We start from the raw sequence: 26,348 nt of genomic DNA, 5'->3' as shown, positions 1-26,348 counted from the left end.
AGCGGGTGTGCGGCCCGTCGTCGGCGCCGCGGGGCCGTCTGTTCGCCTACCGGTAGCGACCGCGCCCCTCGACGCCGCGGAGCCGGTCCAACACCGCGTCGTCGCCGACCGCGCGGTACCCCTCCTCGACCGCCGCGACCAGCGGCGCCGGGTCGGTCGCGGTCCCCTCGACGGACTGCTCGAACACGTGCAGGTCCATCGCGTAGTCCTCGACGTGGTCCGACTGGAAGCCGAGGCCGAAGTCGATCAGGAACAGCCGCCCGTCCTCCGGCGCGCCGTCGCGGCCGACGCGGGCGTTGCGCGTCGTCGGGTCGCCGTGGACGATGCCCGCGACGTGGAGCCGCGCGAGGTGCTCGCCGACCGTCCGCGCGTGGTCGACGGTCGAGCCGGCCGCCAGGTCGCGGGCGCCGACGAACTGCATCGTCAGCGTCGCCTCGGGCACGTCCACGTCGCGCACCAGCGGCGTCGGGACGCCCGCGCGCCGCGCGGCCGCCAGCAGCCGCGCCTCCGCGACCGTCCGCTCGCGCCGCAGCGTCGCGTCCAGCTCCGGGTGGCGGTACGCCTTCGGGAGCCGCCGCTTCGCCACCGTGTCGCCGCGGACCTCGACGGTCGCCTCCGCGCCGCGCAGGTCGGCCGCGTCGTCGCTCGCCCCCGGCACGCGCGCGACCGACTCGCCCGAGCGCCACGTCACCGGCACCTGGTCGGGGCGGAAGTCCGGGTCGATGGCGGAGTCCGCGACGGCGACGGTGTCGCCCGCGGCGGCCATCTTCGCGCCCAACACCGCGATCATCCCGGCGTTGTCGCGGAGGAACCGCGGCTCGGGCGCGTGGAACCGGGCGCCGCGTTCCTCGCACATCGACGCGAGCATCTCCCTGAGGCGCGCGTTCTGCCCGACACCGCCCCCGAGCACGAGTTCGTCGGTGCCCGTCAGCGACAGCGCCCGCTCGGCGACCTCGGTGAGCATCGCGAACACGTGCTCCTGGAGGGCGAAACAGACGTCCTCGACGGGGACGCCGTCGTCGTACGCGTCCTTCGCGGCGGACATGATCCCCGAGAAGGAGAAGTCCATCCCCTTCACGACGTACGGCAACTCGACGAACTCGCCGTCCGCCGCGTGGGCTTCGATCTTCGGGCCGCCGGGGTGGCTCCAGCCGACGTGGCGGGTGAACTTGTCGAGGGCGTTGCCGACGCCGGTGTCCATCGTCTCGCCGAGCACGCGGTAGCGCCCGTCGTGGAAGCCCAGCAGGTGCGCGTTCGCCCCCGAGGCGTTCAGACACACCGGCGAGTCGAAGCCGGCGCGGTGGCGCCCGATCTCGAGGTGGGCGACCATGTGGTTGACGCCGACCAGCGGCACGCCGAGCGTCTGCGCGAGCGCCCGCGCGGCGGTGGCGACGACGCGGAGACAGGGGCCGAGTCCGGGGCCGCGCGAGAAGGCGACCGCGTCGACCGGCGGCTCGTCGTCGCCGCGGTCGTCGTACTCCTCGCGGGCGTGGCCGAGCGCCGTCTCGATCACCCGCGGGATCGCGTCGCCCATGTGTTCGGCGGCCTCGCGCGGGTGAATGCCGCCGCTGTCGGGTTCGTACGGGTCGGACTCGATAAACACGGCGTCGGTCTCGGCGTCGAACACCGCGGCGCTGGCGCACCAGGCCGTGCCCTCGACGCCGAGGACGCGCATCCGGCGTTACGCTTCCTCTGCCTCGGCGTCCTCGTCGCCGGCGATGGCGTTCCGCTCGAGGACGTACTCCTGCTCGACGTCGGCGGCGTGCTCGGCCGTCTCGTACACCTTCGCGTAGCCGACGGTCTTGCGCATCCCGAACTTCGTGTCGAGTTCCTGGATGACGACCTCGTCGGAGCCCTTGTCGAGCTTGGCCGCGAGCGAGTCGCGGACCTGCAGACGCGCGGGGGTTGCTTCGTCGTGCTGCACCTCGAACCGGACGTCCGTCCGGTGGAGCATGGGGTTCTCCTGCTCGGAGATGATGTCGATGTCCATGGTTCAGTTGTCCGTCAATGGACCCGGCACCGGGAAAAGGACTTCGAAGCGGCCTGCGCCCGTGTACGGGAGTGTCCGGCGCCTCCGGCGGCCCGTCCGCGCTACTCGACGCCCAGCGCCGAGAGCGCCGCCGCGGTGTCGCCGTCCAACTTCCCGAGCAACTCGCGCGCCTCGCGCTTCGACGCCGCGGTCACGTCGACGAGCACCATCCCCTCGTTCGGCTGGCCGTACACGACGCTCGCGCCCTCGGGGGCCACGAGGAGCGCCGGGACGGTCGCGAGGTCCTCCTCGCCGGTGACGTGGATCACGACGGGGTCGGGGTCGGCGAGCGCCTCCGCCAGCGCCTCCAGCATCGCCGTCGAGAGGGTCGCGGGTGGGTTGTCGACTTCGATCCGGCGGTTCCCGCCGTCGAGGACGGCGGCGATCTCGGCGCCGACGGCCTCGCGTTTCGTCTTCCCGTCGATCACGGCGACGTCGGGGTCGCGGCCGGCGACGCGGAGGTGGTAGGTGACGACGTCGCCGACGGCGACGATCGGGTCGCCCGCGTCCGCGAGCAGTCGCTCCGTGTCCGTGTAGACGGGACCCATCGGGTCCTTGAACGCGCCGCGGAGGTCGTCGGGGAGCGAGAGCATCCGAGCGGGTCGTTCAGCGGACCTTCAGCGCGTAGCTGCCGGGCGTACTCACGTTCATCTCCGGCGCGATCTCCGACTTCTCGGGGTGGGGGATGATGACGTAGCCGGCCCAGTCCTCCGTCAGCGAGGAGGAGCCGCAGTTCTCGCACGTCTGGGCGTCCGGCCCGTTGACGAAGTGGCACTCGCGGCAGGCGAGGCGGTCCTCCGCCATCAGTTACCCTCCGCGGGGGCGCCCTCCGAGCGCCGGCGCACGTCGGCCTCCAGCCACTCGTGTTTGCCGAGGCCCGGCTGTTTGGCCGTGAGGCCGATCTTCGAGTCGCGCGGGTTGCGCTCGTCGATCGACTTCGTGACGACGCGGACGCGGACGGGGTCGTCGACCCCGAGCGTGTCGCTCGACTCCGTCGAGGCGAGCTGTTGGTTCTCCCCGTCGTACGCGAGGTACTCGTCGGAGATCTGCGAGACGTGCAGCAAGCCGTCGACGGGGCCGATGCCGACGAAGGCGCCGAACTCGACGACCTCCACGACGTTCCCGTCGACGACCTCCTGCATGTCCGGGTCGAAGGTCACGGCGTCGAACTCCGCCTGATAGTAGACGCCGGGGCGGTTCGGGAGGACGGCGCCGTCGCCGATCTCGTGGACCTCGATGACGCTGACCACGCTGCCGACGTCCTCGTCCATGCGTCCCTCCAACTTGTCCTGCAAGAGCTTGCGGACGCGGTCGCGGCTCACGTCCGCCAGATGCTCCGGCGGGACCTCGACCGTGTCCTTGAGTCGTACCCGTTTGTACATGCTATGGTTCTGTTATCGCGAGTGTGTTCGCGCCCCTTAAACCGATTACGCGTACGCCCCGAGCGAGGAGGCGCTCGCGCAGGGGGCGGTCGTTCGTGGCGACGTAGCCGTCGAAGGACTCGCCCGAGGCGAGTTCGACGACCGCGTCGTCAGCGTACTCCTCCGTCGTCGCGACGACCCGACACCGCTCCGCGAGGTCCCGGCCGACCGAGGCGGCCGTGGCTTCCTCGCCGGCGCCCGTCGCGAGCTTCTCCAGCTCGGCGACGACCGCCTCCGGAGTGACGAGGTCGGGGTCGTCGACGAGCCGGTCGAGCTCGTCGAACACGCGGACGCCGCACTCCACCGGCATCATCAGCGCGTTCGTGTCGAGCACGACCGTCGTCACCCGGTTACTCCGTGAGGGTCCCGACGCCGATGAGGCGCCACCGGGCGCCCATGCGACGGTTGATGGCGATCTTCGCGCCCTCCTCGGCGCAGACGGGCCGCTTGAGGTTCACCTCGCACTCGCCCGTCCGGGCGCTCGTCACCGCGCCGACCGTGGTCGCGGTGCCGACGGTGAGCATCAGCGGCTCGCCGGTGGAGATCTCCTCGACCTCCCCCTCGCCGACGACGCGGTCGAGCAGCTCGGCGTCCATCTCGAAGCCGTCGCGCGTCGGCGGCAGCGTGCCGGGCTCGCCGGCGACCTGGCCGGCGAGCGCGTCGCCCTTCGTCAGGCTCGGGTCCAGCCCGGTCCCGACGCCGAGCAGTCCGCCGGGGCCGACCTCCTCTTGCGGCCGTCCGCCCGCCTGCAGCGAGCGCACCGACGTCTCGATCGAGTGGTACTCCGAGGAGCCGCCCTCCTCGACCTCGCGGCCGGGACGCAGCTCCAGCTCGTCGCCCTCGGAGAGGGTGCCCTGCGCGAGCGACCCGCCGATGACGCCCCCGAGCAGGTCCTTCGCCTTCGTGCCGGGGCGGTTGATGTCGAACGAGCGGGCGGTGTACATCTTCGGCGGGAGCGTCTCGTCGCGCTCGGGCGTGGGGATGTGCTCCTCCAGCGCCGAGATGACGAGGTCCACGTTGACGCCCTGCTGGGCGCTGACGGGGACGACCGGCGCGTCCTCGGCGACGGTGCCCTCGACGAACTCCTTGATCTGTTCGTAGTTCTCGCGGGCGCGCTCGTCGTCGACGAGGTCGACCTTGTTCTGGGCGATGACGATGTTGTCGATGCCGATGATGTCCAGCGCCATGAGGTGCTCCTCGGTCTGGGCCTGGGGCACGTCCTCCGTGGCGCTCACGACGAGCACGGCGCCGTCCATGATCGACGCCCCCGACAGCATCGTCGCCATCAGTGTCTCGTGGCCCGGCGCGTCGACGAACGAGACCGTCCGCAGGACCTCGGTCTCGACGTCGTGCTCGGGGCACGTCTCCTCGACGGTGTAACACTCGGGCTCGTCGCACTCGGGGCAGCGACGCAGCGTCGCGTCCGCGTACCCCAGTCTGATGGAGATCCCGCGCTTCATCTCCTCGCTGTGCTGGTCGGTCCAGTCGCCCGACAACGCTTGCACTAGCGTCGTCTTGCCGTGGTCGACGTGACCGACGAGTCCGATGTTCACCTCCGGTTGTGTTTGCTCCGTCACCATGAGCCTCCGAGAGTAATCTCGTTGGAACTTCGCTTCGTGCGCCTGATAAAGGTGCTGTTACGGCGGTGGCGGCTCCGTGTGCGTGTCTGTGTGTTCCACGGGGACCGGAACGCGGCCCGGTCGCGTGACGTCGCCGGGCGGCGCGCCCCGCCGAGCGCGGGCCGGTCCCGAACCGGTCGCCCGCGTCGGCGTGTCGCCCGGGTCGCCGCGGATCGCGACACGGCGGAACACACTCCAGAGCGCGCGAAACCCGAACGAACGGGCTTATACGGCGCCGTCGTCAACGGACGGCCAACTGAGTACACATGACATTCGAAGACCTCCCCACGACGCCGCGGGCGGAGGAACTCCTCGACAAGGCGTTCTCGCGGGCCTCCCGCGCCGGCCGCGCGAAGGACGGCTGGGACGCCCAGGAGTCGATGCTGATCACCGCCGCGAACATCCTCTCGGACAACCTCGCCAACGTCTCCACCTCCTGGCCCGACTTCGAGTTCGAGGTCGAGCCGTTCTACTACGAACTCGCCGACGCCGTCGTCAACGTCGACGAACTCCGGCAGGCGCTGTCGGAGGTGAACTGGGCCTCCCGCCAGATCGACGAACTGCGCTCGGAGTACCAGGCGAAGATGCGCCGTTCGGGCGTCGAGACCGCGCGCAAGCACCGCAAGCAGGCGTTCGCCCGGATGGCCGACATCGTGGACGAGATCGAGGACGACCTCCTGACGGTCGGGGAGGCCCGCGACGCGCTGAAGACGCTCCCCGACATCCGCCCCGACGAGCCCGCGATCGTCGTCGCCGGCTACCCCAACGTCGGCAAGTCGTCGTTCGTCAACCGCGTCACGCGCGCCTCCAACGAGATCGCGTCGTACCCGTTCACGACGAAGGCGGTCCAGATCGGCCACTTCGAGCGCGACCGCATCCGCTACCAGATCATCGACACGCCCGGCATCCTCGACCGCCCGGAGGAGGAGCGCAACGGCATCGAGCGACAGGCCGTCTCCGCGCTCACCCACCTCGCCGACGCCGTCGTGTTCGTCCTCGACGCCTCCGGCGACTGCGGCTACCCGATCGAGGCCCAACTGGAACTGCTCGCGGAGGTCGAGGAGCGCTTCGACGCGCCCGTCATCGTCGTCTGCAACAAGAGCGACCGCTCCACGGACGTCGAGGCCGACGCGTACATGAGCGTCGCCGAGGGGGAGAACGTCGACGCGGTGCTCGACATGGCCGTCGAGGCGGTCGGCTTCGAGCCGGACCTGCCGACGCGCGGCGAGAACTGACGCCGGTCGACCCCTTCACTTCGACTCGAACTCCCGCTCCCCTTCACGCTCCGGTTCCCTCCGAGTCGCCGACTCCGCCCGGCTGTCGGCGTCGAGCAGGCGGTCGACTCGCCGCTCGAACTCCTCGTCGGAGATCTCGCCGTCCGCGTAGCGCCGCTTGAGGCGGTCCAGCGGCGCCTCCTCGGCCGGCTCCGTCGCGGTCGCCGTCCCGTCGGCGTCGTCGTCAGCGTTGCCGACTCCGGAGTAGCGGAGGCGGACCCACCGGACCGCGACCCACAGCGAGAAGACGACGACGACGCCGACCGCGGTGCCGGCGGCGACCGTCGCCGACACTCGGCCGACGTACCACAGCGCGGCGACGATCACGACGAGGTCGACGCCGAAGGCGAGGAACGTGCCCAGCATCGCCCCGGTGACGAGACGCGGGGAGTCGTCGCTCACGCCGTCGTGTCGGCCGCTGGATCACTTGGTCGTTCCGGGTGTGAAAACGGGAGTCTCGGTCTGGATCGGAACCGGAACCGGACCGGAACCGAGTGGCGACCGCTCCCCGATTACTGGAGCTCGTACGTCACGGTCACCGACGCCGACACCGTCACCGAGCCGGGCTCGAACGTGGTCGAGCCGCCGGCGTCGGCGGCCGTCTCGTAGGCGACCCGCGAGTCGTACGGCTGGTAGCCGGCCGAGCCGACCTGCATCGACAGCTCGGTGCCGACCGAGCGGTCGGCGGCGCCGGCGACCGTCTCGGCGGTCGTGCGGGCGTCCTCGACGGCCCCGGCGAGCGCCTCGGCGCGCAACTCGGCGCGCCGCTCGTCGCTCAGGGTGAACTGCACGGTCTGGACGGCGGTGGCGCCGTTGTCGACGGCGAGGTCGACGGCGCTCCCGGCGTCGTCGGGGGCCGTCTCGAACTGGAGCGCGTGGTACGCGCGGTAGCCGACGAGGTCGCGGCTGTCGCCGGAGTAGTCGTACTCGGGGCTGAGCCGGAAGGCCGTCGTCTCCACCTCGTAGCCGGCGTCGGTGAGCGCCGTCCGGAGCTGGTCGACCTGTTCGGCCGTCCGCGTCCGCGCCGCCTCGGCCGTGTCCGCGCGCACCTCGACGGCGACGCCGATCACCGCGAGGTCCGGCGCGGCGCTCACCGTGGCGCTGCCGCCGCTGGAGATCGTGTTCGTGTCTGTCGATCCGGTCGCCGTCTGGAGCGGGGTGGCGTCGCCCGCCGCCCCGGCACAGCCCGCGAGCGCGAGCATCGCCGCGACGAGGACCGCGGAGAGGAGTCGTCTGTCCATACACCGGAGACGCGCGCTCGTGGCTTTACCGTGGCGTAGACGCAAAGACGGCTTTGTGCTTTGCCGCCGGGGGGTCGACGCTCGACCGGCGGACCGGCGGCCACCGTCGCCGCGCCGCGTCGCCTCACCCCGCGCCGCCGACGGTCGCGTCCTCGACGGCGACGTACCGCACCGACACGTCGACCGACGCGGTGTCGCCGAATCCCAACGGCGCGGCCGCGTCGTCGGCGAGGCGCCGGGCCAACTCGTCGCCGATCCGCGGCGGCGTCTCCCCGGGCGGGTGGCCGACGGTCACCGTCACGGCGGTCGGCTGGCGAAACGGGAAGCCGCCGTAGGCGACCGACACGTCGAGGACGCGCGCGTCGCCGTCGAGCAGGGCGTTCGCCTCCTCGTGGGCCGCCGTCTCGAACTGCGCGCTCTCGAAGGAGGCGACGGTGACGCCCCCGAGGACGACCGTCGCCACGAGGATGGTGACGCCGAGCACGCCCACGCGCTTGAGCGTCGTCGCGCGCGTCTCGTCGAGCCGCCAGAAGCTCTCGGGGCGGTACCCCTTGTACCACAGCGTCGCCAACGCCGCGAAGTTGATCGACACGAAGTTGACCAGCACCAACAGCGCCGCGCCCGAGACGGTCGCCGGCTGGCCCCACGCGACGCCGATGCCCACGACCGCCGTCGGCGGGACCAGCGCGGCCGCGATCATGACGCCGACGAGCGCCGAGGAGACGCCCGACGACAGCGACAGCGCGCCCGCGATGCCCGCGCCGAGCGCGATGGGCAACGAGAGCACGTCCGGCGCGAGCCGCTCGCGCACCTCCGCGATCGAGAACACCTCGTCGGCCGAGAAGGGGACGATCATCCCGTAGCGCAGGACCGCGGCGAACGCGGCGGCGCTGGCGACCGCGAGCACGCCGCCGATCACTTGGAGCTTCACGCCGCGCTCGAACAGGTCGTCGTCGTCGAGCACGGTGCCGGCGCTGGCGGCCATCGCGGGGCCGATGAGCGGCGCGATCACCATCGACCCGACGACGACCGCCGCCGAGTCGAGCAGCAGGCCCGCGGTGGCGACGACCGCGCTGATGACGGTCATCGTCACGAACGCGGGGAACTTCGGGGCCATCTCCGTCGCCCGCGCGGCCAACTCCTCGCGGGCGATCCGGTCGCCGTTGCCCTCCTCGTCGTCGAGGTACCGCTCCTCCAGCGCCTCGAAGCGCTTCGAGACGACCGTCTCGGCGTCGAGGACGACGGTGTAGGCGTCGCGTTCGAGGCCGGCCTCGCGGAGCTCCGAGAGCACCGGCTCGACGGCCTCCGTCGGCAGCGGGAACGAGACGATGGCGGTGTACTCCCGGCCGCTCGTCTCGTCGGAGATGACGTAGTCGATCCCCTCCTCGTCGAGCGTCGCGAGCACCGTCTCCCGCTTGCCGGCCGGCACCATCACCTGAACGAGTCGCACGGCCACACCTCACGGACGGGGGAGTTATAGGCGACGGACGGCGGCTCGCTCCCCGCCGCTCACTCCGGCGCCAAGCGCCGCAACACGGGGATCGCCGCGAGCGTCTCGTCGGGGAGCGCCCCCAGTCGACGCCGTCGGGGCGTGCGGGCGCCGGGTCGCCGCCGGCGCGCTCGCGGACCGCGGCGGTCCGGACCGTCCGCTCGGGGGTGCAGATCAGGTCCAGCGGCACGTCGTGGGCGTCGAGCGCCACCTCGTCGTCGACCACCTGCATCCCGTGGACGGTCGTCGCCACCGTCGTATCGGCGTCCACCGCGCCCAACTCCGACAGCACCGCGAACTCCAGGTCCGCGAACCCCTCGCCCTTCCCGACGCGGCCGCCCGCCTCGGTGACGGCGACGCTCCCGGAGACGATCAGGTCGACGTGGGGGACCTCGTCGGGGCCGACCGGGACGCCGTGCTCCGCGGACCCGGACACGGTCGTCGCGTCGTCGACGTCCGGTACCTCGTCGGGTGCGAGCCGCAGGAACGGCTGCTCGTCGCGGAGCCGGGGGACGGCCATGTAGACGGTCTTGCCGGCGCGCAGGGCGGCGCGCCGCACCGGCAACTGCGGGGCGTCCGGGTTCGCCTTCAGGGTGTCCGCCGCGCGCCACTCCTCGGTCGCCGCGAGGCGCTCGCAGGCGGCGTCGGCGCCCGCGAAGTTCGGGATGCGGCCGTGGGGCGGGAACGGGAAGCGGGCCTCGCCCGACGCCTCCAGCGCGTCCCAGATCCGCTCGCGGAGCGGCTGTTTGTCGGCCGCCATCTCACTCGTCGCCACCGTTCCCGTCGCAGGTCGCCTCGAACGTCGGCGTCCCGTCGTCGACGGCGGCGTCGACGCGGAACGCGGGGCACTCGACGGGGTCCCACGTGCGACCCGTGCGGCCACCCGCGGTCTCGACGCTGAACTCGGCGGGGCCGTCGCCGACGCGGAACGTCGCGATCAGCTCGACCCGCTGGCTCGCGTCGGCCGGGAGCGTGCCCGAGAAGCGGTCGGTGACGGTGTCGCTGCCGCGGACGACGACCTCGAAGGCGCGCTCGACGTCGTCGCGGTTGGTCAGTCGGACCGTCACCTGTGCCTCCGGCGGGGACCCGGCGGTCGGGGGCGTCGTCACACAGCCCGCCAGCCCGGCCGCGAGCGCGCTCCCGCCGAGCGCGAGGGCCGCTCGGCGCGTGCGTGGCGTCTCTCGTGTCACGTCGGTCGGGTGTGGCCCTCGGGGAGTAAGTCCGTCGGCGATCCGCCGACCCGCGCCGCTTATCCGCCGCCGCGGTCCATCCCCGGGCATGACCTTCGAGGGGCGACCGAACCGGGACGCCGAGGTGGTGCTCGTCGGGCGCTCGAACGTCGGCAAGTCGACGCTGATGCGCGAGTTGACCGGCCACGACTTCACGACGGGGAAGAAGCCGGGCGTCACCCGGAAGCCGAACCACTTCGACTGGGCGCCGCAGTCGTTCATGTTCACCGACCTCCCCGGGTTCGGCTTCATGAGCGGTGTCGAGGAGGATCACCGTGAGGCGATCAAGACGGACGTGGTGCGCTACGTCGAGGACAACGCCGACTCCATCCTCGCCGGGATCCTCGTCGTCGACGGGAAGGCCGTGATCGACATCATCGACCGCCACACCGAGGCGGGCGACATCCCTCACGACGTGGAGATGTTCGGCTTCCTGCAGGACGTGGACGTGAAACCGATCGTCGCGGTGAACAAGATGGACAAGGTCGACGACCGCGACGAGCGCCTGAACGCGCTGTGCGAGCGGCTCGGGCTGTACCCGCCGTGGCAGCAGTGGGACGACACCATCGCGCCGATCACGGCGAAGAAGGGGAGCATCGAGCCGCTGAACGAGGCGCTGCGCGACTGCTTCCGGGCGGCGAATCGCGACGACCTGCTCCAGTTCGTCACGTAACCGCGGTCGCCCGAGTACGAGCGTTTATCCCACAGAACGCCGCACCCACCCACAACGATGGCCAGCGCCGACGCCGACGCCGAGGAACCGGAAGCGGGAGACAGCGACGCGTTCCCGGTCCCGGCGCTGCGCGAGCGTGCCGCGGCGTGTGCCGCCCGCCTGCGCGAGGCCGACGAGTTCCTCCTGTGCTCGCACATCGACGCCGACGGCCTCACGAGCGCCGCCGTCGCCACGGCGGCGTTCGAGCGCGCCGGCTTCGACTTCGAGACGGCGTTCTTCAAGCAACTCGACGCCGACGCCGTCGTCTCCATCGCCGCCACCGACTACGACGTGGTCTGTTTCACCGACTTCGGGAGCGGCCAACTCGACGTGATCGCACCCCACGAGGAGCGCGGCGACTTCGTCCCCGTCATCGCGGATCACCACCAGCCCGCCGACGCGGAGACGGAGTTCCACCTCAACCCCCTCCTCGAAGGACTCGACGGCGCGAGCGAACTGTCGGGCGCGGGGGCGGCGTACCTACTCGCGCGGGCGTTGGGCGACGCGACCGCCACCGACAACCGCGACCTCGCCGCGCTGGCGGTCGTCGGCGCGGTCGGCGACATGCAGGACGGCGACGACGGCCTGTCGGGCGCCAACGAGGGGCTCGTCGCCGACGCCGTCGCCGCCGGCGCGCTCGCGGAGGTGACCGATCTGGCGCTGTACGGCCGGCAGACCCGCCCGCTCCCCAAACTGTTGGAGTACGCCAGCGACGCGCGCATCCCGGGAATCTCGAACGACCAAGCCGGCGCCATCGAGTTCCTCTCGGAGCTGGACGTGCCCGTGCGGGACGCCGACGGGGAGTGGCGCCGCTGGGTCGACCTCGACGCCGACGAGCGCCGCACGGTCGCGAGCGCGCTCATCCGCCGGGCGGTGGCCTCGGGCGTCCCGAGCGAACGCGTCGACTCGCTGATCGGGACGACGTACGTGCTCGCCGACGAGGAGCCCGGCACCGAACTCCGGGACGTCAGCGAGTTCTCGACCCTGCTCAACGCGACCGCCCGCTACGAGCGCGCCGACGTCGGCCTCGCCGTCTGCCTCGGCGACCGCGGCGAGGCGCTCGACCGGGCCAGAACCCTCCTGCGCAACCACCGCCGGAACCTCTCGGAGGGACTCCAGTGGGTGACGACAGAGGGGGTCGAGCGCGAGGACAACGTCCAGTGGTTCGACGCCGGCACGCGCATCCGCGAGACCATCGTCGGCATCGTCGCCGGGATGGCCGTCGGCGCCGACGGCGTCTCCGCGCGCAAGCCGATCGTCGCGTTCGCCGACAAGGGCGACGGCGAGACGAAGGTGTCCGCCAGAGGGAGCGGCTTCCTCGTCCGAGAAGGGCTGGACCTGTCGGCGGTGATGCGCGAGGCGAGTCGCTCGGTCGGCGGGGACGGCGGCGGCCACGACGTCGCCGCGGGCGCGACCATCCCGGCCGACGAGCGCGACGCGTTCCTGGCGGCGGTCGACGAACTCGTCGGCGAGCAACTGGCCGGCGACGGGGAGTGAAAGACGGCGCGACCGACGGCGACCGCTACGCCGACTCGGAGGCCGAGGACCTGCTCATGTCGCGGAACAGCATCCGGTAGTCGTCAGGCGAGAACGCCGACGCGAGGTCGTCGAGGTCGTCCTGGAGCGCCTCGATGTCCGAGAGGAGGGTCTCGTACTCGGGCGAGGAGCGGAGCTCCGCGGGGGTGCGCTCGGCCTCCAGCACGGCGCGTTTCGTCACGAGCGAGGCGGTGCGCTGGAGGGTGTCGTCGTACTGTGCCCGGGTGCCCAGCCGTTCGACGGCCGACTGGATGTCGTCGCGGGTCGCGGGCTTCACGAGGTACAGGTCGAACCCCATCTCGACGATGTCGACGTCCGGCTCGACGGCCGTCACCATCGCCACGCGGCAGTCGAGGTCGCGGTCGCGGATCTCCGCGAGGATGTCGGCGCCGGAGGTGTCCGGGAGGCGACGGTCGAGGAGGACGGCGTCGGTCGTCTCGTCGACCAGGTCGAGCGCCTCCTCGCCGGTGTTCGCGACGGTCACGTCGTACTCCCCGGCCAGGTAGCCGCGGTAGAGGTCGGCCACCTCCGGTTCGTCCTCGACGATGAGCACGTGCCGTGTCACGACGACCGCCCCCGCACGCGCTTGACCCCGCGGTCAGTCATGTTCGTGAGGCGGATGTGTTCCCGCTTAAAACTATCGCACGCCGGCCCCTCTCCGCCGTCGCGCCCCGACGCAACGACTATACGCTCGTAGGGCGACTCGTCCCCCTCGATAGACCGGCGATCCGCCGCGTCCACGGCGCAACCGTTTTCATATGTGAGGACGGCGACTAGCGATATGGTAGACACGGTTCCGACCGGAGTCGACGGCCTCGACTCGATCCTCAACGGGGGGCTCGTCGAGCACGCGACGGTGTTGGTGAGCGGGAACCCCGGGACGGGGAAGTCCCTGTTCGGGATCCAGTACCTCTACGACGGGGTCACCGAGTACGACGAGCACGGCATCTACATCTCCTTCGAGGAGAACGAGGAGGACATCCGGCAGGCCGCCGAGTCGATCGGCTTCGACCGCTGGGGCGACCTCGTCGACGAGGGGGCGATCAAGGTGTACGACAAACAGCACATGCTCCGCGAGGGCGACTTCTCGTCGGCGCTGGACACGCTCCTCGAGGACTTCGCGAACGCCTCCTACGACCGACTCGTCCTCGACTCGCTGACGATGTTCTCGCTGTTCTTCGAGGACGAGAAGGAGAAGCGCACCTACCTCCTGAAGTTCTCCGACATCCTCAAGCAAAACGGCCTCACCTCCCTCCTGATCAACGAACAGGGCGCGGTGTTCCCCGAGACGGAGATCGGCCTCGAGAACTTCCTCACCGACGGGAACATCTACTTCATCCAGACGCCGACCGACTCTGGCGTCAACCGCTACGTCTGGGTGGCGAAGATGCGCAAACAGGACATCGACACCGACATCTTCCCCATGGAGATCGCGGACGGCGGGATCAAGGTGTACGAGCGCGCCGCCGGCTTCTCGATGATGGGCGGCGACGGGTCGGACACGGCGTTCTGACGGGCGCGGGCCCCTCAGCCGTCGGTCATCGTCCGCCACACGTCGTCGAGCTTGTTCTTGACCTCCGAGCGCTCCTCCAGTTCGACGGTCAGCCCGTCCCGGAAGGTGACGTTCACGCCGTCGACGCAGCGCCTGTACACCTTGATCCGGCGGTGTTCGTCGGAGAGCGGCCGGTCGTGGAGCTCCAGCAGTTCGGTGTCCTCCAGCTCGTTGATCCGGCGGTAGCAGGTGGCGATCGGCACCCCGAGTTGGTCCGACAGCTCCTGTGCAGACTTGGGTTCTCCCGCCGCATCGAGGATCTCGGGGTTGTACTTGTTCCCCAGCACCTCGATGATCTCCTCGTCGTCCGCGGGCATAGCTCTCAATACTGATTGTGGTGGTGATAAGCGTACCGCCTCGAAGACGGTTGCGCCGGTCGGTTTCGCCGCCCCCTCGGTTTCGATATCGGTAGCGATTCCTTCGCCCAGTTATCCCATCCGATACTCGGCGCCGTAGGTTTAATATTCGGATCCGTGTCGCTGCGAGCAGTGCCCGCCCCGCTGTCGGGACGGGACCGAGAGAACCACAATGTTCGAATTCATCACGGACGAGGAAGAGCGCGGGCAGGTCGGTATCGGGACACTCATCGTGTTCATCGCGATGGTGCTGGTGGCGGCGATCGCCGCCGGCGTCCTGATCAACACCGCGGGCTTCCTCCAGAGCAAGTCGCAGGAGACCGGACAACAGAGCAGTAAGCAGGTCAGCAACCGCCTCCAAGAGGTCGTCACGACCGGGTCGGTGAGCGGGAACAGCATCGATCAGGTGAACGTGACGGTGACGCTGGCCCCGGGTGCGGGAGAGGTCGACCTCTCGAACGCGACGATCAACTGGATCGGCCCGCAGGGGACCGAGACGCTGACGCACAACAGCTCCGGCGAGGCCGGCTGGCAGTTCAACACGACCGCGGTGAAGAACACGGACACGTCCACCAACGTGCTGAACGACCCGGACGACCGGTTCAACATCAACTTCGACCTCACGCTGAGTGACTCCCCGAGTTCGCTCGCCGAGGGCTCCGAGGTCACGATCAAGATCAACACGATGGCCGGCGCGACCACGAGCATCCGCTTCACGGTGCCCGAGTCGCTCGGACAGAAGAGCGCGGTCGAGCTGTAACCGTGTTCGAGTTCGTGACGGACGAGGACGAACGCGGCCAGGTGGGTATCGGAACCCTCATCGTGTTCATCGCGATGGTGCTGGTGGCGGCGATCGCCGCCGGCGTCCTGATCAACACCGCGGGCTTCCTCCAGAGCAAGGCCCAGGAGACGGGGACCCAAAGCAGTAAGCAGGTCAGCAACCGCCTCCAAGAGGTCGCCACCGTCGGGAACGTGACCCCCGCTGGCCAGATCGACGAGGTCAACGTCACTGTCACGCAGGCGCCCGGCGCCGGCGAGATCGACCTCGAAAACGTGACCGTCACGTGGATCGGCCCGGACGGGACGTTCCTGCTCAACCACGAGAACGCGAGCCAGAGCGTCGACGACAGTTTCGGCACCTCGCAGATCAAGAACGTCGACGGTTCGTCGACCGTCCTCGACGACCCGGACGACCGCTTCTCGCTCGACTTCGACCTCTCCACCGGTAGCGGCGATCCAGAGCTACTCGACGAGGGCGACGAGGTGACGATCAAGATCAACACGCGGGCCGGTTCGACCACGACGATCCGGTTCACGGTGCCCGAGTCGCTCGGGCAGCAGCAGGGCGTCGAACTGTAAGCTCGGCCGCCCACACTTTTTAGCGCACACCGCCGAACAGCGTACCATGAGCGACGACGCACCGCGCGGCAACCCCGGCGTCGACCCGGACGACCTCGACATCTCGAAAAGCGAGTACGTCCGCGAGTTGGGCGACGACCGCTACGTCGTCTCCGCGGGGAGTCGCCCGCCGCGGGCGCCCCGCGAGGAGGCGACGGGAGACGCGGCCGACGAGCGGGCGGCCGACCCCGACCCGCCGGACCGCGCCGCCGGCGTCGCGGAGACGGCGGAGGCGGTTCGCGAGGGACTCGACCCGAACGCGGGTCCGGGTGCCGCCGCGGACCCGGCCGGGCCGGCCGCCCCGACGGGCCGACCTTCCGGGGACGGATCCCCGACGGCGGGATCCGACCCGGCCACCGACCGTGACGCCGGCACCGACGGGCTCCCGCGCGACCCCGCGGGAACGACGACGGACCCGGCCTCGGGATCGGTCGAGGGGGCGCGCCCGGCGTCGCACGACCGGCGCGGTGCGCCCCGCGGCGGCGCCGAGAGCGGCGCCGACCCCGGCGACCTCGACGCGCGGGCGGTCGGCCAGTGGCTGGCCGCCTCGCTCGCGGACACGGAGTTCGCCTACGGCTTCGACGCGACGCTGTCGATCGACGGCCGCACGACCCGCCACCGGATGGCCTCCGACGACGTGGGCGAGACGTTCGAGACGCTCGTCACGTGGTTCGCGACGGCCGCGGCCGGCGACACGCCCCCCGAAGCGGCGCTCGGCATCCTCCTGTCGAACATGGACGACGGACCCACCCTCCCGCCGAACGCGGTGCGGGCGGCGCTGGCGCGGCTCGGGATGGCCCGCGACGACACGATGGAGGACCTGCTCGTCGCGCTCGAGGACGCGGGCGGACTGCGTCTGTAGACGACCGCCGGGGTCGCCGCGGATCGCCCGACGCCACCGCGACCGGTTTTCACCGCTGATAGTCGCGGGGGAGTGTTTATCCCGGTTCCGGGGTGGAAGTCGACTATATGCCGACCAGCGTGCTGATCGCGGACGACTCGGAGTTCATGCGGAACCTCCTGCGGGAGATCCTCGAGGGGGAGTTCGAGATCGTCGGCGAGGCGGAGAACGGCGTGGAGGCGGTGGACCTGTACGGCGAACACGCGCCCGACATCGTGATGATGGACATCGTGATGCCGATCCGGAACGGGATCGAGGCGACCACCGAGATCACCGAGGAACACCCCGATGCCAGCGTCATCATGTGCACCAGCGTCGGGCAGGAGGAGAAGATGAAGGCCGCGGTCAAGGCGGGCGCGGAGGGGTACATCACGAAGCCGTTCCAGAAGCCGAACGTGCTCGAAGCCATCAACGACGTCGTCCCCGCGTAGGGATGTACGTCGACATCCAGTCGCTGGGGGAGTTCTCGGATCTCGCGAGCCAGGGCGCCGACCGCGCCGCCGACGCGCTCGGCCAACTGGCCGGCGCCAACGTGTACGTCGACGTGACCGACGTGACGCTGATGGCGGCCGGCGATCTGCGGGAGGCGTTCGCGGGACGGGAGTTCGTCGGCGTCGAGATCGGACTGCGGGGCGGCATCGCCGGCCAGACGGTGATGGCGTTCGAGATGGACGCCGCGGAGAGCCTCGTCGAGCGGCTGTTGCCCGGCGGCGGCGACGGGGAACTCGTCCGCAGCGGGGTCACCGAGGCGGGCAACATCATGACGTCGGGGTTCATCGACGGCTGGGCCGACCACCTCGGCGTCGCCATCGACATGACGCCGCCCGCGTACGTCCGCGCCTCCGGCACGGACATCCTCCCGGACGGCGCGTTCGACGACGACCGCCAGGGCGTGTTCATGTTCGAGTCGCAGGTGTCCTCGATGGACGAGGAGCTGGAGTTCACGATCTACATGCTGCCGGAGTACGCCGGCTTCACGGACATGCTCGGCCACGACGGGCCCGTCGGCGAGGCCGGCGACGCCGTCCCGGTGAACAAGCTGCCGACGTTCAACGAGATGACCCGGCAGGGGGCGTCCTCGGCCGCCGACAACATCACGATGATGACCGGCACCGAGACGGACGTGGACGTGTCGCGGCTGCGGTTCGTCCCGGTGCAGGACGTCCCCTCCGAGTTGGGCACGGAGACCGTCGCCGGGACGGTGTTCGAACTCCACGGCGACCCGAGCGGCTACCTCGCGATCCTGTTCGACGAGTCGTCGGCCGAGGAGGTCGCCGGCGGGATGATCCCCACCGAGACCGAGCCGGGGATCGGCGACATGGAGAAGGGGGCGCTCCGGGAGCTCGGCAACATCATGACGTCGGGGTTCATCGACGGCTGGGCGAACGTCCTCGGGACGAGTATCGAGCACACCCCGCCGCAGTTCGTCCACGACATGGGCTCGGCGGTGATGAGCCCGCTCGTGAGTCGGCTCGGACAGACGCAGGACCACGCCTTCATCATCGACTCGACGGTGCGCACGCCCGACGGGAACGTCCGGTGTGACATCTACGCGCTGCCGGACCAGCGGGAGCTGGCGGCGGCGCTGGACCGCATCGAGCCCGCCGCGACCGACGGCGGGCTCCCCGGTGACGACGCCGTGTGCCCCTCCGACTCCCCGCCCGCGGGCGGACCGTCCTCGCCGTCGTTGAGCGAGGAGTCGGTCCCGCGACGCAAGGTGGGGTTGTCGGACGCGGCGGTCGTCACCGACGGCGAACTGCTCGTGACCAGCGGCCTCGGCTCGTGTCTCGGGGTCGCGATCCACGACCCGACCGGCGGCGTGGGGGGGCTGCTCCACGCGATGCTCCCCGAGGCGGCCGACCGCCCCGGCGACGACGAGAAGTTCGTCGTCGAGGGGATCGACGCGCTGATCGCCGACCTCGTCGCCGCCGGCGCCGACCGGACCGCGCTCGTCGCGAAGGTCGCGGGCGCCGCCGAGATGATCGCCTTCGAGATCGGCGACGACGGCGCCTCCGTGGGCGAGCGCAACGTCGCCGCGGCCGAGGCGGCGCTCGCCGCGCGGGACGTCCCGCTGGCGGCCTCCGACACCGGCGGCGACCGCGGCCGGTCGCTGCGCTTCGAGACGACCACGGGGTCGCTCCACGTCTCGTACGCGGGCGGCGAGACGGTCGTCCTGTGACGGGACCGAACGCCCCCGCGATCCCCCGTTCTCACCGCCCCACAGTCGCCGTTCGCACGGCTGCACTCCCGCGCCTCCGACCGGCCGGACCGGCCGGGATCGGTTCCCTGCGGCGTTATCGACCCCGATAATCCGCGGGCAGGGTTTATGGTTCGTTCGTGGGTGGTGAGGTGTAATGGGTCTCCTCACCGCGCTATCGGGAGCATGGGTCGGCGGGATCCCGGGAGCAGACGCGGGACTACTGGTCTCGCTGGGGCTCCTCGGAGCCAGCCTGCTCGACCGCTTCCGCGACGGCGACGACGGACCCGGGGACGGCGACGCCGGCGACGACGACGACCTGCTCGGCGGCGACGACGGCGCCTTCGGCGGCGGCGGCGGCGACGCCGGCGGCGACGGCCTCGGCGACCTCGGCGGCATGGACGACTGGGACGAAGACGACCCCTTCGCGGGGGAGGACGGCGGCGACGACGGCGTCGCCGAGCTGGAGAAACGGGTCGACGACCTCGAGAACGAGGTCGCGAGCCTCTCGTCGACGGTGAACACCGTCCGCTCGGAGAACGAGGAGATCTCCGGGAAGGTCGAGGACATGGGCGAGGACGTCCGGAGCCTCCTCGACATCTACGAGATGGTCACCCGCGGGATCAACCCCTTCGTCGACGACGTCCAGGCCAGCGACTTCGGGGGCGACGCCGGCGGCTTCGGCCTGTTCGACGACGCGGGCGGCGAGGAGGAGAGCGAGGACGACCTCGACGAGGACCTCGCCAGCGCCGACGCGGAGGGGTTCTTCGACGAGGACCTCGCGGACGACGGTCTCGACGACGAGATGGACGACATGGGCGACATGGACGACATGGATGACCTCGACGAGTTCGACGAGACGGCGGACGACGAGAAGTTCGACGACGACCTCGACGGCTTCGAGGACGAGGACGACGACACCGAATCAGACACCATGGCGACCGACAACGGCGGCGGCAAGAGCTTCAGCGAACTGAAAGACGAGTACGAGTCGGGCGACGCCGACTGGGACGACGGCGCCGGGGCGGAGCCGGAGCCCGACGACGACGGGGACGACCCGCTCGACGCGCTCGACACCCAACCGGGGACGAACGGCCACGACGAGGCCGACGACCTCGGCTTCGGCGACGACCCCGAACCGGAGTCGACGGCGGGCCCGACCGACCCGAGTCGACGCGCCGCGGGCGTCGACGACGACGGCGGGTTCGAGTTCGTCGAGGAGGACGACCTCTCCGACGAGCCGGCCAAGCCGTACCTCACGAGCCTGCCGGGCGACTACGTGGGCGACCTGATGGTGATGGAGTGGCTGGAGTTCCTCGTCGAGGAGTCCACCACGACCGACGCGGTGCGGGCGGTCAACTACTACCGGCGCGTCGAGTGGATCGACGACGAGGTCGCCGACCAGCTCAAGGGGTTCCTCTCGGGGTTCGGCGACATCGACCGCAACCTCATGGACCGCCCCGGGACCGACCACCTCGACCTCGACCACCACACGCGCTCGCTCAAGTACATCATGCAGTTGACCGACGCCACGGCCGAATCGGTCGTCATCGACCGGTGGCCGCAGCTCTCGGGGGGCATGCATGGGCCTCAGCGTTAGTGCCTCCGCAGGGGTCGTGTTCCTCGGCGTGTTCCTCGCGGTCGGCATCGTCTACCCGGCCGCGGCGAACGGCTTCGAGCAGGTCACCGACGCGCGCCACGACGCCGCCGACCGCGCGCTCGACCGCGCGAACACCGCCGTCGACGTGACGGACGCGACGTACAACACGACCACGTCGACGCTGACGGTGAACGCCACCAACGACGGCACCACCGCGGTCGGCGTGAACGACACGACGCTGCTCGTCGACAACTCGATCCCGCCCACGGCCGACGTCACGACCACCGTCGCGGGCGGCGTCGCCACCGACCTGTGGCTGCCGGGCGAGACGGTGACGTTCGAGGTGGACCTGGCGGCCGCGCCGAACCGCACGCAGGTCGTCGTCGACCACGGCGTCCGCGACGCCGTCGACGTCGTCGAGGTGGCCTGAATGGCGGGCGGGAGCGCCGCCGAACTCATCCTGTTCATCGCGGCGATCGTCATCGCCGCGTCGGTCGCGGGCACCCTCACCAGCGAGGTGGACCGCGTCAGCGACGCCATCTCGGCGAAGTCGCTCGACGTCGCCGGCGAGATCCGTGCCGACACCGAGATCGTCTCCGACGCCGGCGCCGGCGTGTACAACCGCTCCGGCGACGGCAACGTCACGATCCACGTCCGTAACACGGGTGCGTCCGACCTCCCGGCCGACCCGGGGACCGTCGACGTGGTCCTCGACGGCGCGTACGTCACGGACGTGAACGTCTCCGTCGTCGACGGGGGCGAGACGTGGCACCGCGGCGACGTGGTGACCATCGAGTTCGCGCCGGCGACGGCGCTCGACCCCGGCGACCACCGCCTGAAGCTGGTCGTCCGCGGCGACGAGGAAGTGTTCCGCTTCAGGACCGAGTGAACCCAACGACCCCAGACCAATGTCACGCGCACACCAGAACACGCTGCTGTCGATCGGACTGCCCGAGCGGGACCAACTGAACAAGGAACTCGGCGGGGGGATCCCCCGCGGCTCCATCGTCCTCATGGAGGGGGACTACGGCGCCGGGAAGTCGGCGCTGTCCCAGCGCTTCTCGTACGGCCTCGTCGACGAGGGCGCGAGCGTCACCCTGCTGTCGACGGAGCTGACCGTCTCCGGGTTCATCGACCAGATGTACTCGCTGGGGTACGACGTGACGAAGCCGCTGCTCAACGAGGAACTGCTGTTCCTCGCGGCGGACTTCGACTCCGGCGGGAACTTCTCCGACACCGACGCCGAGCGCAAGGAACTGCTCAAGCTCCTGATGGAGGCGGAGACGATGTGGAACTCCGACGTGATCATCCTCGACACGTTCGACTCCATCCTGCGCAACGACCCCACGTTCGAGGCGCTCGTCCGCAACAACGACGAGCGACAGGCCGCCCTGGAGATCATCTCCTTCTTCCGGGACATGATCTCCTCTGGGAAGGTGATCGTCCTCACCGTCGACCCCTCGGCGGTCGGCGACGACGCCATCGGCCCGTTCCGCTCCATCGCCGACGTGTTCTTCGAACTCCAGATGGTCGAGGTCGGCTCCGACGTGCGCCGCAACATCGCCGTCAAGCGCTTCGCCGGGATGGGCAGCCAGGTCGGGGACTCCATCGGCTTCTCCGTCCGCTCCGGCACCGGCATCGTCATCGAGTCGCGCAGCGTCGCCTGAGACGGCGCCCGCGCCGCCGCGGTCCGCGCCGTCGCCGCCGCCCCGCAGTCCGTTATCGCCCGTGATAGCTCGCGGGGAGGGTTTAAGCCTCGTTCGTCGGTTGATCGTCGTAATGCGTACCACCCCTGCCGGGAGTCGGGGGCCCGGTGCCGTCGTGCGGTCGGAACCGAACTCGTGCCGGCTGACGTCGGCGCGGAGGTGTGAACGATGACAGATCAGGGACAGGCGAACCCGTCGAGCGAGTTGAAGCAGCTGGCGATGAAGCGCCCGCACCTGCGGGAGCACCTACAGAAGTTCAAGCAGATCACCGGGGAGTTCCCGATGTTCGTCGACGACATCGAGGGCGACCACGAGGCCCAGCGGCCGAACGTGCTCTACCCGGTCGGCGGCCCGATCTTCTGTCACGTGTACGGCGACTTCGGCCAGGACACGAAGTACTACACCGTCGAGCCGACGCTGTCGGGCGCCGAAGAGCAGGTGCTCGACACGGTCAAGTCGAAGCTGCTGCGACAGAGCGGCCACAAGCCCGCCCCCGAGGGGGAGTCCGGCTACGACGACCTCATCGAGGAGCTGTTGGAGGAGGTCACCGCAGTCACCGAAGAGCAGACCGGCCGCAACGTGCTCTCGACGATCAAGAACTTCGGTCGCGTCGAGGTGTCCAAGCAGACGTACGACAACATCCGCTACCGGCTCAACCGCGACATCGTCGGCTTCGGCCCGCTGGAGCCGGTCATGCGCGACCCGGAGAACGAGGACATCCACGTCATCGGGCCGAAGGAGTGCCACGTCGACCACGGCGTGTTCGGGATGCTGGAGACGACCGTCGACTTCGGGACCCCGAAGGAGTTCGACAACTGGCTGCGCAACATGGGCGAGCGGATGGGCGACCCCGTCTCCGACTCCAACCCCATCATCGACTCGACGCTCCCGGACGGGTCGCGTATCAACATCATCTACTCCGACGACGTCTCCATCAAGGGCTCCTCGCTCACCATCCGGCAGGGCGAGGAGACGCCGCTGTCGATCAACCAGATCACGAAGTGGGGGACGCTCAGTCCCGAACTGGCGGCGTACCTGTGGCTGTGTCTGGAGAACGAGCAGACCGTCTTCGTCGTCGGGGAGACGGCGTCCGGGAAGACCACGACGCTCAACGCCGTCCTCAGCTACATCCCCCGCGACTCGAAGATCTACACCGCGGAGGACACCGCGGAGGTCATCCCCCCGCACAACACGTGGCAGCAGCTGTTGACCCGGGAGGGCGACGGCGGCGAGTCGAACGACGTGGACATGTTCGACCTCGTCGCGGCCGCGCTGCGTTCGCGCCCCGACTACATCATCGTGGGGGAGGTGCGTGGCGCGGAGGGTCGCATGGCGTTCCAGGCGGCCCAGACGGGCCACCCCGTGATGCTGACGTTCCACGCGTCCGACATCGTCTCGATGATCCAGCGGTTCACCTCCGAGCCGATCAACGTCCCGGAGACGTTCATGGACGTGGCCGACGTGGCGCTGTTCCAGAACCGCGTCAAACAGGGCGACAAGGTGCTCCGGCGTGTCACCTCCGTCCAGGAGATCGAGGGGTACTCCAAGGAGATGGACGGCGTCGTCACCCGGCAGGTGTTCGACTGGGACCCCGTCGAGGACGAGATCGTCTTCCGCGGGCGCAACAACTCCTACGTGCTCGAAGAGCAGATCGCGACGCTGCTGGGGTACGCCGACACCCGCGACATCTACGACGACCTGAGCTTCCGCGCGGAGCTCATCGAGCGGATGATCCAGGAGGGGGTTCTCGGCTACCACGAGGTCAACGAGGCGATCACCTCCTTCCAGCGCGACGGCGTCGACGGACTGCCGTTCGACATGCACCGCACGACGTGAGCGACGGATGAGCACGAACAGCGCGTCGTCGTCGGACTTCTTCCCGGACTCGGCCAGCGAGCTGGCCGCGGACCTGCTGGAGTCGTACGACGCGCTGGACATGTCCAAGCGGAAGTACGTCGGCTACGTCCTCCTGCCGGCGGCGGGCTTCCTCCTGCTCACGGTCGTCGGCGCGTTCCTCCTCCCGCTGCCGTTGACGGTCCGCCTGCCGATCCCCGCCCTCGGCCTGCTGGTGTTCGTCGCGGCGGTCATCTACCCGAAGCTGTACCTCAACGGTCGGCAGGTGGCCATCGAGAACCAACTCCACCTCGTCATGACCCACATGACGGTGCTGTCGACGACGAACATCGACCGGATGGAGGTGTTCCGGACGCTCGCGCGCGAGGAGGAGTACGGCGCCGCCGCCGACGAACTCGCCCGCGTCACCCACCTCGTCGACACGTGGAACCAGTCGCTCGACGACGCGTTGCGCCGTCGCGCGAAGGAGGTGCCCTCGGACGCGTTCTCGGACTTCTTCGACCGCCTCGGCTACACCATCGGCGCCGGGCAGTCGCTGGACGACTTCCTCCTGTCCGAGCAGGACGCCGTCATCCAGAACTACATCACGGTGTACGAGGGCGCGCTGGCGAACCTCGAGGTGATGAAGGACCTGTACATGTCGATGATCCTCTCGATGACGTTCGCGCTGGTGTTCGCCATCGTGCTCCCCATCCTCACCGGCGACAACCCGACGATGACCGTCTCCGCCGTCATCGTCCTGTTCATGCTGGTGCAGTTGGGCTTCTACATCGTCATCCGCGCGATGTCGCCCCACGACCCCGTCTGGTTCCACTCCGAGCAGGGGGCGCCGTCGGACTTCCGGCTGTGGGCCAGTTTCGCCGTCGGCGTCGTCGGCACGACCGCGCTCGTGGCGTTCATCGGCGCCGGGCTGTTCGGGATCGGGCCGGGGCTGCGCGGCCTCCTGTTCTTCCTCGAGGACATCCCGCTGGCGATGTACCTCTGTGTCCCCATCTCGCCGATGGCGGTCACGGGGATCATGCTCCGTCTGGAGGAGCGCAACATCGAGGAGCGCGACGGCGAGTTCCCGTCGTTCATCCGGGCGCTGGGCGCGGCGGAGTCCGCCAAGCAGTCGACCACGGGCGACGTGTTGGAGACGCTCCACCGGAAGGACTTCGGGGCGCTCACCCCCTCCATCGTCCGGCTGTACCGGCGGCTCAACATCCGCATCAGCTCCGGGGACGCGTGGTACACCTTCGCCACCGACACGCGTTCGTACCTCATCCAGAAGTTCTCCGACATGTACCTCGAGGGCCGCGCGATGGGTGGCCGCCCGAAGCAGCTGGGCGAACTCATCTCGAAGAACATGAACACCGTCATGCAACTGCGCGAACAGCGCCGGCAGGCGACGGTGACGATGATCGGGCTGCTGTACGGGATCACCTCCGCGTCGGCGTTCGCGTTCTTCATCGGCCTGCAGGTCGTCAGCATCCTCGCGGACCTGTCCGAGCAGTTCAACGTCACCAACGCGGGCGGCGTCGGCCAGATCATCTACGCCGGCGTGTACGACATCGCGCTCATCGAGTTCCTGCTCCTGTTGGTCATCCTGTTCAACGCGGTGCTCTCGTCGGTGATGATCCGAACCATCGACGGCGGGAACAAGGCGAACGCCTACCTCCACTTCGTGTTGATGACGTGGCTCGGCTCGGCGGTCGCCATCTTCACCAAGCACCTAGTCACGTCCATCCTCACGATCTGATCCTCGGGCGGGTCCCGAACACGCCCCCGGTCGGCCGTTGTTGCACGGTGCCGACAGCTCCGTTTCACCGTTGATACTCCGCGCGGAACGGTTATCCGTGGTGCCCCGGTGGGTCCGGTAGCGGCGGACACGAGGGACTCGGGAGGTGGCCGCCGTCGGGTCGCGGCGAAGCCATGGGTAGGGACCTGGTTTCCGTCACCTCGACCCCGACGCGGTTTTCGCGCGCCGTCACGCGTCGTCGCGAGCGGGCGCTCCGCGTCGGGCGTGCCGACCGTCCCGCGCCGTCGTCGCGGGGCGGACCCGCGGCCGGCGAACCGCGGGCGCGCCGTTCCCGTCGCCCCAGCCCGTTCGGTGCGGCCAGCCGGCGCCTTCGCCGGCTATCGCGACCGTCGCGGCAGCGTCCATCCGTCGCGACCGCGCACGACGGCGCCGCCGCTGGCGTCACGGGCGTCGAAAGAAGGAACCGCGTCGCGTCCGCGTCGGGGCCGCGCGGCGG

At 70.1% G+C, this 26,348-nt stretch carries 28 protein-coding genes and 2 pseudogenes; 16 read left to right on the top strand and 14 right to left on the bottom strand.

Translation table 11 applies throughout. From position 1 onward, the window contains the following. Positions 1-46: 46 nt before the first annotated feature. The 7 genes from P0R35_RS12260 to P0R35_RS12230 form a co-directional block, all read right to left on the bottom strand. Entirely contained in the window at positions 47-1,675 is a 1,629-nt protein-coding gene (locus P0R35_RS12260) for a bifunctional N(6)-L-threonylcarbamoyladenine synthase/serine/threonine protein kinase (RefSeq protein ID WP_284012756.1), read from the bottom strand. A 6-nt stretch (positions 1,676-1,681) separates the two neighbouring features. Continuing rightward, the gene (locus P0R35_RS12255; protein WP_284012755.1) at positions 1,682-1,990 is read right to left on the bottom strand and encodes a 30S ribosomal protein S24e; all 309 of its coding nucleotides are present in this window, start codon (positions 1,988-1,990) and stop codon (positions 1,682-1,684) included. 101 nt (positions 1,991-2,091) lie between these two features. Then, complete coding sequence (locus P0R35_RS12250; RefSeq protein WP_284012754.1) at positions 2,092-2,622, bottom strand: GTP-dependent dephospho-CoA kinase family protein; 531 nt, start codon at positions 2,620-2,622, stop codon at positions 2,092-2,094. 13 nt (positions 2,623-2,635) lie between these two features. Continuing rightward, positions 2,636-2,833 (bottom strand): transcription elongation factor subunit Spt4, encoded by a 198-nt coding sequence (gene spt4, locus P0R35_RS12245; protein ID WP_284012753.1) that lies wholly within the window; start codon positions 2,831-2,833, stop codon positions 2,636-2,638. Further along, positions 2,833-3,411, bottom strand: a complete 579-nt coding sequence (locus P0R35_RS12240; RefSeq protein ID WP_284012751.1) for a DNA-directed RNA polymerase — start codon at positions 3,409-3,411, stop codon at positions 2,833-2,835. Before P0R35_RS12240 ends, spt4 begins: the two co-directional genes overlap by 1 nt. A gap of 1 nt (position 3,412) precedes the next feature. After that, the gene (locus tag P0R35_RS12235; RefSeq protein ID WP_284014630.1) at positions 3,413-3,763 is read right to left on the bottom strand and encodes a type II toxin-antitoxin system VapC family toxin; all 351 of its coding nucleotides are present in this window, start codon (positions 3,761-3,763) and stop codon (positions 3,413-3,415) included. 37 nt (positions 3,764-3,800) lie between these two features. Beyond that, positions 3,801-5,030, bottom strand: coding sequence for a translation initiation factor IF-2 subunit gamma (locus P0R35_RS12230; RefSeq protein WP_284012749.1), 1,230 nt, complete (start codon positions 5,028-5,030; stop codon positions 3,801-3,803). A gap of 305 nt (positions 5,031-5,335) precedes the next feature. On the opposite strand from P0R35_RS12230, the gene P0R35_RS12225 reads away from it, so the two are divergent. After that, a complete protein-coding gene (locus tag P0R35_RS12225) occupies positions 5,336-6,304 on the top strand; it encodes an NOG1 family protein (protein WP_284012745.1) in 969 nt (322 codons plus the stop codon). Positions 6,305-6,319: 15 nt separating this feature from the next. Here the strand turns inward: P0R35_RS12225 and P0R35_RS12220 are convergent, their stop codons facing one another. The 5 genes and pseudogenes from P0R35_RS12220 to P0R35_RS12200 form a co-directional block, all read right to left on the bottom strand. Then, entirely contained in the window at positions 6,320-6,745 is a 426-nt protein-coding gene (locus tag P0R35_RS12220; protein WP_284012744.1) for an SHOCT domain-containing protein, read from the bottom strand. Between the two features lie 110 nt (positions 6,746-6,855). Beyond that, on the bottom strand, positions 6,856-7,584 hold the full coding sequence (locus P0R35_RS12215) for an SIMPL domain-containing protein (protein WP_284012743.1): 729 nt from the start codon (positions 7,582-7,584) through the stop codon (positions 6,856-6,858). 124 nt (positions 7,585-7,708) lie between these two features. Continuing rightward, the gene (locus tag P0R35_RS12210; RefSeq protein WP_284012742.1) at positions 7,709-9,034 is read right to left on the bottom strand and encodes a TIGR00341 family protein; all 1,326 of its coding nucleotides are present in this window, start codon (positions 9,032-9,034) and stop codon (positions 7,709-7,711) included. 59 nt (positions 9,035-9,093) lie between these two features. After that, positions 9,094-9,833 (bottom strand): annotated as a pseudogene (locus P0R35_RS12205) (5-formyltetrahydrofolate cyclo-ligase). Between the two features lies 1 nt (position 9,834). After that, complete coding sequence (locus tag P0R35_RS12200; RefSeq protein WP_284012741.1) at positions 9,835-10,263, bottom strand: hypothetical protein; 429 nt, start codon at positions 10,261-10,263, stop codon at positions 9,835-9,837. A gap of 88 nt (positions 10,264-10,351) precedes the next feature. Between P0R35_RS12200 and engB the strand changes: the two genes are divergently transcribed. Continuing rightward, positions 10,352-10,975 (top strand): GTP-binding protein EngB, encoded by a 624-nt coding sequence (engB, locus tag P0R35_RS12195; protein WP_284012740.1) that lies wholly within the window; start codon positions 10,352-10,354, stop codon positions 10,973-10,975. Positions 10,976-11,032: 57 nt separating this feature from the next. Beyond that, positions 11,033-12,511, top strand: coding sequence for a RecJ family nuclease (gene recJ / locus P0R35_RS12190; RefSeq protein WP_284012738.1), 1,479 nt, complete (start codon positions 11,033-11,035; stop codon positions 12,509-12,511). A gap of 25 nt (positions 12,512-12,536) precedes the next feature. On the opposite strand, the gene P0R35_RS12185 is transcribed toward recJ, so the two are convergent. Beyond that, on the bottom strand, positions 12,537-13,115 hold the full coding sequence (locus tag P0R35_RS12185; RefSeq protein WP_284012736.1) for a HalX domain-containing protein: 579 nt from the start codon (positions 13,113-13,115) through the stop codon (positions 12,537-12,539). Positions 13,116-13,331: 216 nt separating this feature from the next. Between P0R35_RS12185 and P0R35_RS12180 the strand changes: the two genes are divergently transcribed. Then, a complete protein-coding gene (locus tag P0R35_RS12180) occupies positions 13,332-14,063 on the top strand; it encodes an ATPase domain-containing protein (RefSeq protein WP_284012735.1) in 732 nt (243 codons plus the stop codon). A gap of 14 nt (positions 14,064-14,077) precedes the next feature. Here the strand turns inward: P0R35_RS12180 and P0R35_RS12175 are convergent, their stop codons facing one another. Further along, positions 14,078-14,419: a helix-turn-helix domain-containing protein gene (locus tag P0R35_RS12175; protein WP_284012734.1), complete on the bottom strand. Its 342-nt coding sequence runs from the start codon at positions 14,417-14,419 to the stop codon at positions 14,078-14,080. Positions 14,420-14,630: 211 nt separating this feature from the next. Between P0R35_RS12175 and P0R35_RS12170 the strand changes: the two genes are divergently transcribed. The 12 genes and pseudogenes from P0R35_RS12170 (at position 14,631) to arlJ (ending at position 25,852) form a co-directional block, all read left to right on the top strand. Beyond that, the gene (locus P0R35_RS12170; protein ID WP_284012732.1) at positions 14,631-15,218 is read left to right on the top strand and encodes a flagellin; all 588 of its coding nucleotides are present in this window, start codon (positions 14,631-14,633) and stop codon (positions 15,216-15,218) included. A 2-nt stretch (positions 15,219-15,220) separates the two neighbouring features. Then, positions 15,221-15,817 carry a flagellin gene (locus P0R35_RS12165; protein ID WP_284012731.1) on the top strand — a complete coding sequence of 199 codons (597 nt, stop codon included), beginning with the start codon at positions 15,221-15,223 and terminating at the stop codon, positions 15,815-15,817. Between the two features lie 46 nt (positions 15,818-15,863). After that, positions 15,864-16,718, top strand: a complete 855-nt coding sequence (locus P0R35_RS12160; protein WP_284012730.1) for a DUF7500 family protein — start codon at positions 15,864-15,866, stop codon at positions 16,716-16,718. A gap of 107 nt (positions 16,719-16,825) precedes the next feature. Continuing rightward, positions 16,826-17,188 (top strand): chemotaxis protein CheY, encoded by a 363-nt coding sequence (gene cheY / locus P0R35_RS12155; RefSeq protein ID WP_284012729.1) that lies wholly within the window; start codon positions 16,826-16,828, stop codon positions 17,186-17,188. 2 nt (positions 17,189-17,190) lie between these two features. Continuing rightward, positions 17,191-18,354: pseudogene (locus P0R35_RS12150) on the top strand (chemotaxis protein CheC); the annotation flags it as partial. A 243-nt stretch (positions 18,355-18,597) separates the two neighbouring features. After that, positions 18,598-18,936, top strand: a complete 339-nt coding sequence (locus tag P0R35_RS16425) for a chemotaxis protein CheD (protein WP_284014629.1) — start codon at positions 18,598-18,600, stop codon at positions 18,934-18,936. Between the two features lie 175 nt (positions 18,937-19,111). After that, positions 19,112-20,554 carry a FlaD/FlaE family flagellar protein gene (locus tag P0R35_RS12140; RefSeq protein ID WP_284012728.1) on the top strand — a complete coding sequence of 481 codons (1,443 nt, stop codon included), beginning with the start codon at positions 19,112-19,114 and terminating at the stop codon, positions 20,552-20,554. Continuing rightward, the gene (arlF, locus tag P0R35_RS12135; RefSeq protein WP_284012726.1) at positions 20,538-20,984 is read left to right on the top strand and encodes an archaellum stator protein ArlF; all 447 of its coding nucleotides are present in this window, start codon (positions 20,538-20,540) and stop codon (positions 20,982-20,984) included. The genes P0R35_RS12140 and arlF overlap by 17 nt, the downstream gene beginning before the upstream one ends. Beyond that, the gene (gene arlG, locus P0R35_RS12130) at positions 20,985-21,443 is read left to right on the top strand and encodes an archaellum stator protein ArlG (protein WP_284012725.1); all 459 of its coding nucleotides are present in this window, start codon (positions 20,985-20,987) and stop codon (positions 21,441-21,443) included. Positions 21,444-21,462: 19 nt separating this feature from the next. Next, entirely contained in the window at positions 21,463-22,221 is a 759-nt protein-coding gene (arlH, locus tag P0R35_RS12125; RefSeq protein WP_284012724.1) for an archaellum protein ArlH, read from the top strand. A gap of 207 nt (positions 22,222-22,428) precedes the next feature. After that, positions 22,429-24,096, top strand: a complete 1,668-nt coding sequence (gene flaI / locus P0R35_RS12120) for an archaellum flagellar ATPase motor FlaI (RefSeq protein WP_284012722.1) — start codon at positions 22,429-22,431, stop codon at positions 24,094-24,096. A 7-nt stretch (positions 24,097-24,103) separates the two neighbouring features. Then, on the top strand, positions 24,104-25,852 hold the full coding sequence (gene arlJ, locus P0R35_RS12115) for an archaellar assembly protein ArlJ/FlaJ (protein WP_284012721.1): 1,749 nt from the start codon (positions 24,104-24,106) through the stop codon (positions 25,850-25,852). The last annotated feature ends 496 nt before the right edge of the window (positions 25,853-26,348 follow it).

It is taken from the genome of Halobaculum litoreum (genome assembly GCF_030127125.1).
Classification (GTDB): Archaea; Halobacteriota; Halobacteria; order Halobacteriales; family Haloferacaceae; genus Halobaculum; species Halobaculum litoreum.
This window is presented reverse-complemented; position numbering and strand designations above follow the sequence as displayed.